The sequence below is a fragment of the Litchfieldia alkalitelluris genome (genome assembly GCF_002019645.1).
GTDB lineage: Bacteria > Bacillota > Bacilli > Bacillales > Bacillaceae_L > Litchfieldia > Litchfieldia alkalitelluris.
In genome coordinates this window covers 630,610-646,855 of sequence record NZ_KV917374.1, presented here as the reverse complement: position 1 = coordinate 646,855, position 16,246 = coordinate 630,610, and the positions used below count along the sequence as shown (strand labels likewise).

General features: G+C 37.8%; 17 protein-coding genes. 6 read left to right on the top strand and 11 right to left on the bottom strand.

Annotation, left to right across the window (positions count from 1 at the left end):
- From BK579_RS03135 to BK579_RS26005, 5 genes are all read left to right on the top strand, one after another.
- Positions 1 to 138 (top strand): transposase (locus BK579_RS03135; protein WP_204524770.1); only part of this gene is annotated, 138 nt, incomplete at its 5' end.
- A 1,000-nt stretch (positions 139 to 1,138) separates the two neighbouring features.
- Positions 1,139 to 2,749, top strand: coding sequence for an SWIM zinc finger family protein (locus BK579_RS03130; RefSeq protein WP_078543482.1), 1,611 nt, complete (start codon positions 1,139 to 1,141; stop codon positions 2,747 to 2,749).
- A 30-nt stretch (positions 2,750 to 2,779) separates the two neighbouring features.
- On the top strand, positions 2,780 to 5,524 hold the full coding sequence (locus BK579_RS03125; protein ID WP_078543481.1) for a DEAD/DEAH box helicase: 2,745 nt from the start codon (positions 2,780 to 2,782) through the stop codon (positions 5,522 to 5,524).
- A 12-nt stretch (positions 5,525 to 5,536) separates the two neighbouring features.
- On the top strand, positions 5,537 to 5,659 hold the full coding sequence (locus BK579_RS26645; protein WP_268876448.1) for a hypothetical protein: 123 nt from the start codon (positions 5,537 to 5,539) through the stop codon (positions 5,657 to 5,659).
- A 289-nt stretch (positions 5,660 to 5,948) separates the two neighbouring features.
- Entirely contained in the window at positions 5,949 to 6,086 is a 138-nt protein-coding gene (locus BK579_RS26005) for a hypothetical protein (RefSeq protein WP_204524662.1), read from the top strand.
- A 45-nt stretch (positions 6,087 to 6,131) separates the two neighbouring features.
- On the opposite strand, the gene BK579_RS03120 is transcribed toward BK579_RS26005, so the two are convergent.
- Positions 6,132 to 6,320 carry a hypothetical protein gene (locus BK579_RS03120; RefSeq protein ID WP_078543480.1) on the bottom strand — a complete coding sequence of 63 codons (189 nt, stop codon included), beginning with the start codon at positions 6,318 to 6,320 and terminating at the stop codon, positions 6,132 to 6,134.
- Between the two features lie 15 nt (positions 6,321 to 6,335).
- On the bottom strand, positions 6,336 to 6,674 hold the full coding sequence (gene ssb, locus BK579_RS03115) for a single-stranded DNA-binding protein (protein WP_078543479.1): 339 nt from the start codon (positions 6,672 to 6,674) through the stop codon (positions 6,336 to 6,338).
- 332 nt (positions 6,675 to 7,006) lie between these two features.
- On the opposite strand from ssb, the gene BK579_RS03110 reads away from it, so the two are divergent.
- Positions 7,007 to 7,453 carry a YwpF family protein gene (locus tag BK579_RS03110; protein WP_169891041.1) on the top strand — a complete coding sequence of 149 codons (447 nt, stop codon included), beginning with the start codon at positions 7,007 to 7,009 and terminating at the stop codon, positions 7,451 to 7,453.
- A 470-nt stretch (positions 7,454 to 7,923) separates the two neighbouring features.
- Here BK579_RS03110 and BK579_RS03105 read toward each other — a convergent pair whose 3' ends face one another.
- The 9 genes from BK579_RS03105 to BK579_RS03065 all read right to left on the bottom strand — a co-directional run bounded on the left by BK579_RS03105 (position 7,924) and on the right by BK579_RS03065 (position 16,232).
- Positions 7,924 to 8,211 (bottom strand): hypothetical protein, encoded by a 288-nt coding sequence (locus BK579_RS03105; protein ID WP_078543477.1) that lies wholly within the window; start codon positions 8,209 to 8,211, stop codon positions 7,924 to 7,926.
- Positions 8,212 to 8,704: 493 nt separating this feature from the next.
- On the bottom strand, positions 8,705 to 9,139 hold the full coding sequence (gene fabZ, locus BK579_RS03100) for a 3-hydroxyacyl-ACP dehydratase FabZ (protein WP_078543476.1): 435 nt from the start codon (positions 9,137 to 9,139) through the stop codon (positions 8,705 to 8,707).
- A 53-nt stretch (positions 9,140 to 9,192) separates the two neighbouring features.
- Complete coding sequence (locus tag BK579_RS03095) at positions 9,193 to 9,510, bottom strand: DNA-directed RNA polymerase subunit beta (RefSeq protein WP_078543475.1); 318 nt, start codon at positions 9,508 to 9,510, stop codon at positions 9,193 to 9,195.
- Positions 9,497 to 10,342 carry a flagellar hook-basal body protein gene (locus BK579_RS03090; RefSeq protein ID WP_204524661.1) on the bottom strand — a complete coding sequence of 282 codons (846 nt, stop codon included), beginning with the start codon at positions 10,340 to 10,342 and terminating at the stop codon, positions 9,497 to 9,499. Before BK579_RS03090 ends, BK579_RS03095 begins: the two co-directional genes overlap by 14 nt.
- Positions 10,343 to 10,674: 332 nt before the next feature.
- The gene (locus BK579_RS03085) at positions 10,675 to 11,490 is read right to left on the bottom strand and encodes a flagellar hook-basal body protein (RefSeq protein ID WP_078543474.1); all 816 of its coding nucleotides are present in this window, start codon (positions 11,488 to 11,490) and stop codon (positions 10,675 to 10,677) included.
- Between the two features lie 226 nt (positions 11,491 to 11,716).
- Positions 11,717 to 12,718 (bottom strand): rod shape-determining protein, encoded by a 1,002-nt coding sequence (mreB, locus tag BK579_RS03080; RefSeq protein WP_078543473.1) that lies wholly within the window; start codon positions 12,716 to 12,718, stop codon positions 11,717 to 11,719.
- A 142-nt stretch (positions 12,719 to 12,860) separates the two neighbouring features.
- The gene (gene spoIIID / locus BK579_RS03075) at positions 12,861 to 13,136 is read right to left on the bottom strand and encodes a sporulation transcriptional regulator SpoIIID (protein ID WP_078543472.1); all 276 of its coding nucleotides are present in this window, start codon (positions 13,134 to 13,136) and stop codon (positions 12,861 to 12,863) included.
- A 520-nt stretch (positions 13,137 to 13,656) separates the two neighbouring features.
- Positions 13,657 to 14,319: a 3'-5' exonuclease gene (locus tag BK579_RS03070; protein ID WP_078550348.1), complete on the bottom strand. Its 663-nt coding sequence runs from the start codon at positions 14,317 to 14,319 to the stop codon at positions 13,657 to 13,659.
- Positions 14,320 to 14,339: 20 nt separating this feature from the next.
- Positions 14,340 to 16,232, bottom strand: a complete 1,893-nt coding sequence (locus BK579_RS03065; protein ID WP_078543471.1) for a DUF294 nucleotidyltransferase-like domain-containing protein — start codon at positions 16,230 to 16,232, stop codon at positions 14,340 to 14,342.
- Positions 16,233 to 16,246 lie beyond the last annotated feature (14 nt).

The window sequence follows — 16,246 nt, the reverse complement described above, 5'->3', positions numbered from 1 at the left end:
GAACGTTTAAATCAAGAAGTACGAAGAAGAGAAAGAGTCATTAGGATATTTCCGAATACACAGTCTGCTTTTCGTTTAGTAGGTGCAGTCTTAATGGAATATCAAGAGAATGCATACTCCCGGAAGAAGTCCCTATAGTATTTTTTCCGAAACTTCCAATTATGGTATTATGGCATATCCAGGAGAGGCTATCAAAGTGAAAGGCCTTTGACAGCCTCTCCTGGATATGCAAAAGAAAAACCATGGAAGCTTTCGCAAAAAAAAATGTAAGGGGAGACCTAACCCCAAACCTTGAAAACAGTTGAAAACATTGTATTAGTATTTTACACAATATTATGGACTTGACTTTGCCTGTCATTCCCTTTATTCTTACTCCGGCCGGATTTTCTTTATTTCTCGCCGGATTCAGGATTAAACCCGCCGCATTACACACTTTTCCCGCCGTATTTCTTTGCCTGCATTACCTTAATTCATTGCTCTGGCCGGATTTTCTTCATTTCTCGCCGTATTTAGGATCATACCCGCCGCATTATCCAATCTTCCCGCCGCATTTCTTGGACTGTGATTCCCTAAATTCTTGCTCCGGCCGGATTTTCTTGATTTCTCGCCGGATTCAGGATCAAACCCGCCGCATTACACACTCTTTCCGCCCCATTACCGGACCGCGTTTCCCTTTAAGGCAACCTCAACATAAGTAAAAGAGGCGAGACCTCATCACTAGGATGAGATCTCGCCTCTTTTCACGTTAGAAACTAGTATCTACAAACAAATGTACCCTGTTACGATATATCTTTACCTCTTAAATTTCTGACAAGGTCTTCTATCATGTCTTTCGCTTCCATATTTGATAGGTTTTCTCCTCTTAGATATGCGCGGAGTAGGACCTGCCTTAGCTCTTCTAGGTCCAGTCGACCCTCAAGTTTGGATTGGTTTATATCCAAAATTTAGTCACCTCTTATAAATAAGCCCTAGGGAGTTGTTTTGATATCGTACGCAAGCCTTGTTTGATTTGAGACTGTCCCATTACAGATTTTATTTTAAAAATAAGTTATAATAATAAGATATACTTTTTGCATATAAATATTTGAATATTCTTAACACACTGTTTGTTAGTTAGATTAGGAGGCGAAGGGCAATCATGCTACAGCATGAGGTTTCAAAGGAACAGATACTTGAGTTTGCTGAAGGGTTAAAAAAGAAATTACCCTTCAATCTAGAAGATAATCGTAACCTAATCAAAAAAGGACTTAATCTCTACCGTCAAGGTAGTGTATATAATGTGAAATATTCAGATCAAGTGATTCATGGAAAAGTACAGGATGTTATTCCTGTGGACGCCAGCATTGATTTGGAGTTTTCAGAGGGTGACCACTGTAGTTGTCCTTCTAGTGATTTTTGTCGCCATCGCATGGCCTTGTTTTTTTCAGTGTATGCTAGTGTGGGTCGTATTGGAGCGCTTTTAGATGAATGGAAGGAAGAAATGAGCCCAACACTTGCGGGAATTTCCGCTTCATTTAAAAAAGCAAGTGCACTTCAAAGTACATATGAAGAACATTCTCTAAGCAGCTGGCAGATGTTTTTTAAGCAAGAATATGAGTCATTTTTAGATCAATATTCGGAACGTGATCGGCACTTTTTTTCGTTAATTTATTATAATTTCTTTCAAGGATTAATAAAAAAGGCCCCCAAGGTGCCTGAAACAAGACGTCTGTTTTCAATTCATGCTGGGATTTTTTCACTTAATAAATTTATCGAAACACTCAATAAGCATGAGTATCAGGCGGTTACATTTGAAAACTATATTACACCATATGCGCACCATATTATTGATAATGTGATTGATGATATTTTCCATCTACGATCAGTATCTCTTCCATTTGATTTGGATGATATTTTATATGAAAGCATTGATAGTGTCCGAGAGGTATTGCTAAGAGAAGATTACTTTTTATTTAACCGTTTTTCGATTTATCGTGCCCTTTGGTCGATCTTATTTAATCGAAAAAAATGGATTGAAGAAGAAGAAGAGTTTTTAGCAACAACTGATAGTGATGATCATGTTGGAAATTTATTAGCTTTAGTTCACCTTGCTTTTTTACAAAAAAGAGATATGGAAGCTGTAAACTATTTGTCGAGATTGGATAGCTCATATGTCTCTTATAGCTTCTGGTGGATCCATCTTCTTTCAAACAATCATGATTGGAAGAGAGCGCGTCATTGGATTGAGTATTCAGCGAAACATATTGATAAATATATGGCTAGCTTACCTTCATATGATGCACGGCGCCATTTTACTAGGACCTATTTAAGTGAAATTTACGAGTATTTTCAGATAAATGACCAAGGTTTATATGTTGAGATGATGAAAAAGCTCTTACCATATAGCTTTGTCGAGCTTGATCATTACTTACTAGGTGTTGGCGAATATAAAAGCTGGGTTGAGCTGCAGATCCTTTTAGGCTACACTGCAGACGACTGTGATCGTCAAACCTTAAAGCTTATTGAAGAAAATGACCGTCAGGCAGTGATTCCTTTTTATCATCATGCTGTGATGAATGCTCTAGAGCAGAAAAACCGTCAAAGTTATAAAAAAGCTGTTCGGTATTTAAAAAAGCTTCGTACTAATTATCGTCGTTTAAACAAATTAGATCGCTGGGATCTTTATATAGAGAAGCTCTCAGGTTCCCATAAGCGTCTTCGTGCCTTTCAGGAAGAACTAACGAGAGCCAAATTAATTATACAAGAATGATTAGATTGCCCGAGTAAAGAAGGTGAAAGTATGTTAGTTCATTCATTAATTGTGGATTGTCAGTGGGATGAAATGAATGGTTGTTATTTATGGATTAGCGATGAATTTGATGAGATTATTTCATTAAAGAGTGTTCGTAATATACTCTTTTCAAATCATACATCCTCCTATTATGGCTCTTTTATCGAAATAAAAGATGAAGCGTTTTATTTAACCCCTTGGCAGGCACTTGAATTTTTCGGTTCCCACTCACCGAATTCCTTATCACAGATTACATTTACTGAGGCTAGTCAGGAATTCCGTGAGATTGCAGTATTTTTATATAAAGGAATTTTATCAGAGTCATTTGTTCCGGATTATGATCAATGGGCTGAAGGCACGTTTGGCTGGAGGCTAGAAGAAATGGAACCGGGCTCTTTTGAGAAAAGCTGGTTATCAGCCGCTATTGAAGATTGGTTCAGTCAGGATCCTGATTTAAATGAAGCCTGGACTGAGCTTCAACAGGAATTTCCTTTGCTAAAGAATGCTGGCAACCAGCTCGTTGCAGCAACTGAGTTAGATTATCATGAAAAAATTGGTTGGGTAAAAGATACTGCCCCCTTTCAGGTCGTATTGCGCCTTGTCGAACCAGATGAAGATGGTGAGCCTTGGGGAATTGAGACCCTTTTGCGTGATAAAAAGAATGAAGATATTTCATATCCATATGGAGAACTACTCCCGGTAAGTTGGAAGGAGCATCTTGAAAAAGTGCGCCGTGACCAACAAACATGGATGAACCTTGTTCCTTGGTTACATGATAAAAATGAAACAATGATCAGTGAAATGAGCGAGTTTCAAGCATGGAATTTCTTAACTGAAGATAGTGAGTTATTATTACAAGCTGGGGTCGAGATTCAACTCCCTTCTTGGTGGATGGCAATTAGAGATGCCCAGCTAGCTGTGAAAGCAAAGGTAAAATCTTCATCTGCGACGACTAGACAATCGTTTGTTGGCTTAAATGCGTTGATTGACTTTGATTGGCGCTTTTCAACCAATGGGGTTGATTTATCAGAGGAGGAATTCATGAGTCTTGTCGACCAAAAGCGACGCCTCGTCAATATCCGTGGGAGATGGATTAAACTCGATCCAGCTTTTATCAAACAGGTGCAGTCTATTTTATCAAAAGCGAACAAAGAAGGACTAAGTTTTCGAGATATTCTTGAACAAGAGCTTTTACTATCAGACCGAGAAGCCTCAGATGAAACAGAGTCTCAGAGTCCGTTTGCACATATCGAAATTGAACTAAGTCGACATTTATCCAAGATGGTAAATCAGCTTTCAGAGATTAAAGAAATCCCTCAAGCTTCCATTCCTACTAGCTTTCAGGGTGAGCTACGTCCATATCAGCAGCAAGGTGTTGATTGGCTGTTATTTTTGCGGCGCTTCGGATTTGGGGCATGTTTAGCCGATGATATGGGACTTGGAAAAACGATTCAGATGATTGCTTATTTTCATGCGGTCAAAGAGCATGGCTCAAAGCCATCTCTTATTATCTGCCCTACCTCGGTTCTTGGAAACTGGCAGAAGGAGCTTGAAAAGTTTGGCCCAACGTTGAAGGTTCATTTGCATTATGGAGCGAACCGTGGAAAAGGAGAAGACTTTGCTGCTTCCATTGGTGATGCAGATATTGTCTTAACTTCCTATGGTTTATCGCATTTAGACTATGAAGAAATTTCGGCTTATGATTGGGGCACCATTTGTTTAGATGAAGCTCAAAATATTAAAAATGCACAAACAAAGCAATCTCGTGCCATCCGTCGCTTAGAAGGTGCTCATCATATTGCGTTAACAGGGACACCGATGGAAAATCGCTTAACAGAATTATGGTCTATTTTTGATTTTATCAATGAAGGCTATTTAGGTAGCTTAGGCCAATTCCAAAAACGGTTTGTTGCACCAATCGAAAAGGACCGGGATACGGAGAGAATTCAGCAGCTGCAACGGTTAATACGTCCATTTTTATTAAGAAGAACGAAAAAGGACGAAGATGTTGCACTGAATTTACCAGACAAACAAGAACAAAAGGAATATTGTCCACTAACTGTTGAACAAGCATCATTATATGAGCAGCTTGTGAAAGATACATTTGAACAGGTCGAACAAGTAGCTGGTATGCAGCGAAAGGGACTTATTTTAAAAATGCTAAGCAAGTTAAAACAAGTATGTAACCATCCTGCCTTATACCTAAAAGAAGCACAACCAAATCAAATCCAAACACGCTCTAATAAAATGGAGAAGCTTCTTGAGTTAGTGACAAATATTCGTGAGCAGGATGAAAGCTGTTTAATTTTCACTCAATATATTCAAATGGGTGAAATGATTCGAACTGTTTTACAAAAAACACTTGGTGAAGAGGTCTTATTTTTAAATGGAAGTATTTCAAAAACGGGCCGTGATGATATGATTGCAAGCTTTCAAAATCGAAAGCATCAAATTTTGATTCTTTCCTTAAAAGCTGGTGGAACTGGGTTGAATTTGACCGAAGCAAATCATGTGATTCATTTTGATCGTTGGTGGAATCCAGCTGTCGAAAATCAAGCAACAGACCGAGCCTATCGAATTGGTCAAAAGCGGTTTGTACATGTTCATAAACTGATTAGCACAGGAACACTTGAGGAAAAAATCGATGAAATGCTAGAGAAGAAACAAGCGTTAAATGACGAGATCATTCAAAGTGAAAGCTGGATTACAGAGCTTTCAAACAATGATCTTAAAAGTCTACTTTCACTTAGATAGGAGTCAGGTATCTTGGAAAAGACGACAACACCAAAAAAGCCTCGTAAGAAAAAGTTAGAAGTGAATGAAAAGCATCTAGATAAAGCTGAAGCCTGGCAGAAGCTATTTTCGATCGTGAGTACGAAATTAAAATAAAGGCTCCACTATGTTTTCTATGACTGTTTTAAAAGGGAAACAAACATTCCTTAAGTAGCCAACATAAAAAAACTGGTTCATATAGGCTTGCCCTATGTGAACCAGGAATTAATGAGGCGACAATGTGGTTAAAGCAAGCTTGCGAGGATGCTTTATGATTTGACTCTTTTTTTTTGCGTATTGTTTCGTGGGTTATAAAACTTTTTGTGAGCTTTTGTTGAAAATTAATTATGCGAGTGGATCTATGGAGAAGTTGGTTGAGGACGGCTTGTAAACACCTCCTTTTTTTTTGGCTATTGTCGTAAACTTTGTTGCTTCTAAGGTCATAGAAAACCACTATGAACCAAGTGGTGTGGCATCTTTTCTTCCGGATATTTATCCCATTATCACATTTAATGCCTTATTTAAATTAAAAGTAAGATTATAAGGACTAAATTTTCAGAAAAGAGCCTTTATTTTTGTCGTGGATTAGCTAATCGCAATGATCAAACACCTTACCTTCTAGCATGGAATCAATTTTTATGAATCTTCTATTATTCATTGTTTCGATTTGATTAAGCCGTTCATCGATTTGACCCAAAAGAGTTTCTAAATGGTAGCCGATGCCGTTTGCAAGCTTTTCAATTCGTTGATCCATTTGCTTTAATTCTTCATGTACCATTGGGGCCTCCTTTTTTTATTGCTCCACTAATTCTCTTGGTTTTCCACCCATGAACTTCACAGATTCAGCCAACACTTCAGTTATATACACTCTTCGCCCATCATTTTCATAGCTTCGTGTCTGAATTCGGCCACTAACTCCTATAATTGATCCCTTTTTACAATAATTCGCTGTATTTTCAGCGGTCTTTCTCCAAAGGGTACAATTTACAAAATCAGCTTCTATCTCTCCAGCTTGACTTTTATAGTTTCTATTAACTGCCAAAGTTACATTTGCTACAGCCTGCCCATCGGCTGTATAACGAATTTCCGGATCTCTTGTAAGCCTACCTACTAAAATCACCTGATTGATCACCTAGTTCCCTCCTTTCTATCTCTAAATACAAGTACATCATATATGAAACGTTATCATTCCGTAAAATCGGTATTTTTACATTTTTAGACATATTCCAACATTGAAAAATAACTTTTCATAAGAATGTTTACAGATATGAAAGGGTGGGTATTTTAAAATAAGTTATTTTCATAAAACTTGTTACTTTTGTATTAGGTATAAAAGCAAAGGTGTGTGGGAAATAATTTGGATATTCTACCGTGTTTTCACAAAAAAAATTTGAGGTAATTTATTTTCTATTCGCTTATATGCTATAATTTTTACTAATGATAGAAGTAGACAGGAGTGGTATTTTGAAGACATTCAAGCTAGTGTCTCTCAGTTTTTTACCAGATGTGCCTTCAGAAGAAAAGATCATTGATGTAGATTTAATTGATGGATTAATTATTAACAGAGAAGATAGTGGGAAGCGTTGGATCATTGAGGCCTTTTTAAACAAAAGTGACCGTGCGCTTTTTGAGCAATTTAAAAATGAACAAAAAGCATTACATCTTCAAGTGACTATTAGTGATAAATCAAATGATCCTGCATTCGTCCAAGCAACAGTGATGTCAATTAAAGAATTTTCGGATCATATTAGCATCTTATTTGATGGAAAATTAGAACGAGCTCCTTTTGTAAAATCCGAACAAATTTTAGCCCAGCTCTTGCAACAGGGATTGCAGGGTGAAGAGCTCCTAAAGACCTTCAACCAGATTGTTCATGAAGAACGGAAGAAGATTTTATCGAATGTGAAGTAATAGGAAAAACCGGGCACAGCCCGGTTCTTTTTGTTTAGTGAAAATCTGCTAATTTATACTTTATGTCATTTACTCCTTTATCATACAAAGGTATGTAGACCAGCTATTACTCTAGGGAGTTAGTTTTGCTTTCTTTTTAGATGGCGGTGTCTTATCTATCTTGTTTATTTCACTGTGTTGGAGGGACATAAACGGAAAAATTCCGCTTAAGTAGGGAAATATCAACATTTCCCTAAAAATAACAGGAGTTTTTCCACTTATATCAACCTAATCTTTAGATTTAATCATATATTAGAGATGTTAACCGGAATTTCTCCGCTTATATCTGCTTCTTAGCACCCTACTAGATACAATAGCCGGAATTTTTCCGGCTATGGGGTTCCTATACCTGCGCGAAAAATCAACAAGGCCGTGTTGCCTCAATCTTTATTTATAAGAAAAGTCCCCATGTAGATGGGGACTTTTTATACTTATTGCTCATCTTCTTCGTTTTCTGTTTCACCCATATCAGTATCTGTATCTGGAGTTTCATCTCCAGGTGTTGCATCCTCTCCTGGTGCAACTTCTTCTTCAGCTTCTTCACCAGGTACGACTTCTTCTTCAACTTCTTCTCCAGGTGGTACTACATCTTCTTCCGGTGTCACTTCATCCATTGGAGTTTCTTCTGGTGGCGGATCTTGATCATCTGCTGCACAACCAGTAATAAGAGATGCTGCAAGAAGTGTTCCTGAAAGCTTAAGTAGCCATTTTTTATTCATATCGTTTACCCCTTTCTAAATTAATGTCGATGACCTCAAGGTTTACTAGGTCTTTGATTAGCTTGCCCAACCTTTTGAATAATTTTCATGATGTAGGTAATTATTTTAGTGTTGGTCGGTTTATGTTTGGATTTTTTGGGAGTATTTTAACTAGGTCAAGGGAATCTGAAGTCTAAGGTTTCGGGCAGTTTTCTTTTTTAGGGGATCAGACACTTGCTTTGATTCACCTGCTTTGATTCACTTGCTTAGGCTTTTGGCAGGAGTAAGGGAACATAACAACTGCTTTGATTCCCTTCCTTTAGCTTTTTTTGCTTGTAAGGTAATCCAAACACCACTCCTTACATGTCTATTCCATTCAAGGAAGTGAATCAGCGTTCTCCATAGGGCTATAGCGATTCGTCTCATTCCCCCTAAGAAAGGAGCTCAAGACCATTTACCCCAATAAAAAAACACCCAAGACCATTTAGCCTGAGCGTTGTTTCAAAAGCAACTACTATTCCTTTTTATCCCCTAAAGCAAACATTAATTCCATTTCACATACAAGCTCTCCGTCAACTGTTGCCACAGCTTTACCTTTACCCATTGAACCACGAACTCTTGTCATTTCAACTTCAAGGCGAAGCTGATCTCCAGGAACGACTTGTCTTTTGAAGCGGCAATTATCAATACCAGCAAAAAATGCAAGGCGGCCACGATTTTCATCTTTAATGAGCATTGCTACAGCGCCTACCTGCGCAAGTGCTTCAACAATTAACACACCTGGCATAACCGGGAATTCTGGAAAATGGCCATTAAAGAATTCTTCATTTGCTGTTACATTTTTAATTCCTACAGCGCGTTTACCTTCTTCAATCTCAAGGATTCGGTCCACTAATAAAAATGGATATCGATGTGGAATGATTTCTTTTATTTCGTTAATATCTAACATCTATCTTGCCTCCTATTTATAATGATAGTTGTAAAATTTTAACTATACTTGCTTTATTTCTGCTTTTCAACCAGATCAATAATATGCTGCCAAGTCGATTTCTTTAATGCGTCTTCCGGCTCTCCACTCCCAATAACCCCATAACCTATAACGACACCAGCAATTGCACTTATTGCAATTAAAGCTGCAATGATAAAAAGACGTAACCAAATAGGAATAATACGGATACGAACGAGTCTTTTTTGTTTAGACTTTTGTTTTGTAGTTTCTTCCTCATAACGTTGTTTACGCACTTTTTCATGTGTTGCTTCTTGTGGTCTGTTATTATCTGTGGTCACTTGAGAATTCACCTGTCCTTTAACGTATTCCATTGACTAACCCCAACATTTGATCTGCAAGAGATATGGATTTCGCATTAAACTGATACGAACGCTGCGCGATCATGAGGTCAGACATTTCAGTCGCCACATCTACATTCGATTGCTCAAGTGCACCTTGAGTGATCGCTATGTTCGCACGGTTATCTCCAACAAGCTGTGTGAATAATTCTTCTTCAGCAAGTCCTAATTCTTCAAGGTTTGGCAGCCCATATACGTTATTTCCTATTGGATTTAAAAGCTGTGGCTTATCTACCTGTAGAACAGATAGGTCAAATTGTTGTGACTGTCCATCCTGTCTATTCACCGTTAATTGACCATCAGTTGAAATAGTCATGTCTTTAAATTGGTCTAAAAACACGATTGGTTCACCGTCCGTATCCAACACCGGATATCCTTCAGCAGTGACTAGCGCCACTTGGTTTGTACCATCGTTTAATGGCGAAAGATAAAGGGCTCCATTGCGAGTGACATGTGGAACCTGTATACCATTTTCTTCAACCAGCACTTCTAAAAATTGTCCCTGCTTTGTTAATGCAAGGTCAAGTGGACGATCGGTTACTTGAACGGCACCCGTTGATAAGTTAAGCATAGTTTGTCCAATTTTTGCACCTACACCCTGTCTAATTCCATTTGGTGTTAATCTACCAATGGCATTTTGATCTGAAGTGGGGTTTTCAAATTGTTGATATAGAAGCTCACTAAATTGGATATCTCGCTTTTTATATCCATGGGTATTAACATTCGCAAGATTATGACCAATCGTATCCATTTGTTTTTGAAGCTGGGTCATTGTATTTGTTGCTGTTAAAAATGATCGATTCACAACATGTCCTCCTGAAAACCCTTTTCTTTCTTTATATTTATGACTACTATAAAAATAGTTTGTCGCATTTCTGAAAATAACCTAGATAGTGGAGTTCCATGAGCTGCGATTCACTCGCGGGATACCGCGGGGTGGTCCGTGAGCCTCCTCGTCGCTTTTTGGCTCCTGCGGGGTCTCCCGAGACCACTGGATCCTGCAGTAGTCAATTGGCTCTCCGCTCATTCCACATTAGGTAAATGCACTATTTTCATAACTCATGGTGCAAATACTCATTCGCATTACAAAACACCAAAATCTAGAAGCGTCTTCATCATTATTATTTTTTGTTTCTTTTATCGTAAACGCCCAATCTCATTTACAGCTTTCTCCATGCTTCTATCATAGGCTTGGAGAATTTTTTGGTTAGCTTCAAATGAGCGGTAAGCCGTCATCATTTCCGTCATAGCGGTTGTTACATCTACGTTCGATCTCTCAATATAGCCCTGTCTAAGTGTAAATGTAAGATTTTGATTGTTATTTGCACCCTGCATCACTGCATCGGGTTGTGCTGCAAATAATCCATTGCCCTCTTTAACAAGGTCATTTGCATTTTCCGCAAAGGAAATACCTACTGTATCAACTTCTATTCCATTTTCGCTAATTATGCCATTAGGAGCCACGCTAAATTGATCGTTTTGTAGTTGAATCCGATCACCGTTAGCATTAAGCACATAGTAGCCTTCATTTGTGGTCAAGTGGCCTGTCCCATCAAGTGTAAAATTTCCGTTCCTTGTATAACGGAGATCTCCGTTTTCATTTGCAACGGTAAAAAAGAGAGAGCCACCGTCAGGCAATTCACCATTTATTAATGCTAAATCGGTTTTTTGATTCGTTTCGCGAATGTCCCCCTGCACGAAGAGAGGAACTGTTTCCTGCATATAAACTCCCGTATTCAAACTACCGATTGTTGTAGTTGTTGCTAGTTTTTTAGATGGTAATGCATTCGTTGATTCCACTCGCTGTAATAGAAGCTCTGGAAATGCTCGAAGTGATGCTTGATCGGACTTAAATCCTGGTGTGTTAGCATTTGCGATATTATTCGTTAACATATCTGTTCGACGCTGTTGAGCAAGCATACCTGATGCAGCTGTATAAAAACCTCTGAGCAAAGCTTCCACCTCATTCTCTAGTTAACAATCTTATGTATATAAACAACCTCTCTTTATTTTAGTTTAAATACCTAATTTTAAAAAGAGGAATGTTTAAATTTATCGAATTTTGTAAGCTATTATTTAGGAAATTAGGACCAGTCTTAGAAATGACAAGGTCCTATCTTAGGATAATTAGTATGATGATCATATACGTTTGCTTGACCCAGCAACAAGGTGAAGCAGTTTACACTAGTTTACGTGTTGGGATTCGATCAAGATTTTCGAGCATAATCCCTGTACCAATTGCTACACATTCCATTGGATGTTCTGCAATAAGCACTGGTACTCTCAACTCATCTGCTAATAGTTGATCAATCCCGTGTAATAGTGCTCCTCCACCAGTGAGGATTACTCCACGGTCAATGATATCAGCTGAAAGCTCTGGTGGTGTACGTTCTAAAACACTTTTTGAAGCTTGTACAATAACAGCCACAGATTCACGTAATGCTCGTTCGATTTCATCAGATCTTACAGTGATTGTGCGTGGCAATCCAGTTACCATATCTCGTCCGCGGATATCAATTTCCTCTTGACGCGCACCTGGGAATACCGTCGCTACTTTGATTTTGATGTCCTCAGCCGTTCTCTCACCAATTAGTAGCTTATATTCACGCTTAATATAGCTTAGGATTTCAGCATCGAACTTGTCCCCTGCCATTTTAATGGAAGAGGCGGTGACAATATCGCCCATTGATAACACGGCAACATCAGTTGTTCCACCGCCAATATCTACTACCATATTTCCACTTGGCTGAAAGATATCCATCCCTGCTCCAATTGCAGCTACTTTTGGTTCTTCCTCTAAAAAGATCTTTTTCCCACCACTTTTTTCAGCAGCTTCCCGAATTGCCTTTTGCTCAACTGATGTTATATTGGTCGGGCAACAAATCAAGATGCGTGGTTTCGATAGAAATCCTTTTACATTCAGCTTATTAATGAAATGTTTCAACATCGCTTCTGTCACATCAAAATCCGCAATGACGCCATCCTTTAATGGTCGAATCGCAACAATATTCCCAGGTGTACGCCCAACCATGCGCCTCGCTTCTTCACCAACCGCAAGTACTCTTCCGTTATTTCGATCAATTGCTACTACTGAAGGCTCGTTTAACACAATTCCTTTTCCCTTTACATGGATCAGTACGTTCGCGGTCCCTAGATCAATTCCAATATCCCTAGCTAACATTTTGTTACTTTCCTCCTTGCATTACTGGCCAATGCACAATATTTTCCTAATTATATATTCTATCACAAAATGAAAAATAAAATATGATTTTGCAAAAAAAGAATGTAAAAATTTGTCGACCATGCAAGAAAGAATGAGATTTTTATTGCTTTACAACTTCTTCTTCTAAATCTTCTCGTTTATACTTTAATTTTGTTGCTTCACCCCCACGCAGATGGCGGATCGATTTATGATAATCGAGAATTTCTTTTACTTCATTTGCAAGTTCGGGATTAATTTCTGGAAGTCTCTCAGTTAAATCTTTGTGGACAGTACTTTTGGAAACACCAAACTCCTTCGCAATCACGCGAACTGTTTTCTTTGTCTCCACGATATACTTTCCAATCTTGATAGTACGCTCTTTGATGTAATCGTGCACACTACTCGCCCTCCCTATATGGATGTGAGAAGTGTGAAATGAGACTCGCTCATGCTTCAACAATATGGTGTACTATTTCATCGTTTGGCAATATAGCTTTGCTAGATCTTCGAAGACGATATACGACCCCTCACCTCAAACACTCTCTTTGTTAGGTTTGTAACATTTTATTAGCTTGGTTGAGGGAATATGCTAACAAAGTCAAGTGGGACAAGGGATTTATCTTATTTTTTTGAAAATAGTACAGGAATTTAGCAAATATATTTGGTTTTTTTTCGTAAGTGAGGACTCGTACATATGTGATTGAATAACGGTTTTTAACAACTTTTGGTGAAAATATGGAATGAGAAATTATTTTTTTGAAAAATTTAAATTTATTTTTGTGTTTTTTTAAAATTCGAGACACTATTGTAACGTTTAGAACTATTTAGGTTGTATAGAAGTGTTTTTTATAGTGGCTCATTGCACGATATCTTCTATATAGTAATTATAACTTCACATCATCTTGAGTGTTCCTATATTAAGTGAAGATCGAGCGATTTTGACTATCAGTAGCCCGTAATAAATCACCCCATGTATGGTATCCTCGATTTTTGAAATGAAACAAAAGCTCAACAAACAAATATGCCGTTGTTAGTGTATCACCTAGCGCTGTATGCCTCTCATAAATCCTTGAGCTAAAGGCACTCGCATACTTATGCAAATCCCGCATGTCATAGGAAGGTGCAAGAAAGCCAATTAAATCTAGTGTGTCAATCGTTTGTTGTTTTTTAAACGTAAGCTTATATCGTTTTAGCTCATGCTTTAACACCAGCAAATCAAATGCTACATAATGACCCACAAAGCAAACACAATCTTGTTTTTGAACATGTTGAAAAAAGGATTGAATTGCTTGAAGGGAGTCAGGTGCATTTTCGACTGTATTACCAGAAATTTTCGTTAGTTCCGTTATTTCCCGAGAAATTTGTCGTTTCGGATTAACGTATGTTTGGAATGTTGAATCCTCATGAACCGTCATTCCTTCAACTGAAACAGACGCTATTTCAATCAACCTATCATTTGTTGCGATATCAAATCCTGTAGTTTCTGTATCAAACACAACAAATGAAATATCCTCAATCGGAGTGTTTAGTGGTACATCTTTATTTAATTCAAACGGAATTGTTTTACGCATAAAAAAAATGCCCATCTCCCCCTTTTGTGCTATACATGGACGATCACCATTTGTTGTAGCTCTCTAAGAGTCTTTAAGCTTAGCATTAACTCTTCCTTTTCTCTTGTTGTTAAAAAGGTAAATAAAACCTCTGAAGTTAGTGTCTCTCCCTTTTGGTATTGGTTCCATCTGTGGCTAATATAGATTCTTAGAATTTCTGTAACGGCAATTTTCAAATCATTCCCAAACGCTTGTGATACTACATTTAACTCTATTAATCTATCTATCTTTTCTATTGATGTTCCTGATGATACTCCATGTTCTAGTGAAAGTATCTGTAGACTATGGTGATAAGGAAATAGAACCTCCTTCTTCAAATCTAGTTGTTTTCTATTTAATCTAAAGAGAGAGCGTATTGGTTGATCTAATGTTGGTATTTGGTGCTGTCTTTCAACTTCCTTCATACGATAGAATAGGATTTTGCCCCGTTTTAATTGTCCAGATATCGCTTCTTCAAATTGTTTATGAAGATTAAAATCTCCATATACCATCCGGTGGGCAAAAAAGTTATGTGCGAGTAGGAGGTTTTCATTGGTAGATTGTATGGTCCATCCACGAAGTCTATCATTCCATGTTGTAAGGTCTCCCCGCCAACTAACATAATTAGACATCATATTTCCCTTGCAGCGCGAGAACCCAGCTTTTTCAAGAAGTCTTACTAATTCTTCAGAAAAAACACGAAAATATTGATCTTCTTGACTATTTTCAAACACGAGGAAATGGTCTTGATCTGTTAACAAAAACTGTTCGCCTCTCCCACTACTTCCCATTTGGTATAAACAAAATTGGCATGGAGGGATTTTCTTGTGATTTTCTTTAATCGTTGAGATTGCTAATTCGACACAACGATTTACGACACGATCATTGAGCTTTTTCATCACTTCTAGTAAATGAAGGGTTGGTACATTTCCTTCAATTAATGTAGCAAGTACGTCATAAAGTGCTAACTTTATTAACGGGAGTGTTCTTTCATCCGCTGTTTCAATTTTTTGAATTGTTTTCATCATATTTTCATTCTTTTTACGTAAAAGGTCTGAAAGGGTCACCACTCCTACCACTTTTGTACCCTCCATGACTGGAAGGTGCTTCATTCCATTCAAAATTAGTAATGATAATGCATCATAAAAGTACGAAAATCTTGAAATTGTTATAGGGTTTTTAGTCATTATATCCTTTGCTGTCAAAGATTGAGTGTTATATGAGTTACTCGCTAACACTCGATTCACTAAATCTCGTTCAGTAATAATTCCTTCAACATGTTCATTTGCAATTACAATAACCGAGCTTGTCCTCTTATTCATCATTATTTTAGCGACTTCTTGAATGGTTGTATTAGGTGTGACAGAAACCACTGGTGTGGACATCATGTCTTGAACCCGAACCACAATCGTGTTATTTTCACCAAGCTTTCTTGAGCTTCCAACCTGTTCAGCAAGTGAAATATACACATCTCTTAGCCGATGAGAAACTTGTGTTAATAAATAATCATGGACATTTTGATCATCCCATCGTTTAGAGATGACCTCAAATGGAATAAGTAATGCCTCTGATGCTCGTGTTGCACGAACTTCAACCATATGTTTTGTTTCTTTTTCAGGCGCTCCTAAGAAATCTGCTAAACTTGAAAACCCGATTAGTTCACCCGCTTGAATGACTTCAAGAACTTCATGTAGACCATTTGCCGCTTCTACATATACCTCCGCAATGCCAGAAAGCAGCAGAAGTAACCCCTCCCGCTGCTTGTTTGCATAAAAAATCATTTCTTTTTGTTTATATTTTTTTACTGTGCACTGCTGCAACAACTGAAGTGCATCATCCTTTTCGATTCCGTTAAAAAAAGGATGATACTTCACTTGAGCATACAAATGTTCACTGTGTAACATATGACTCTCCCCTA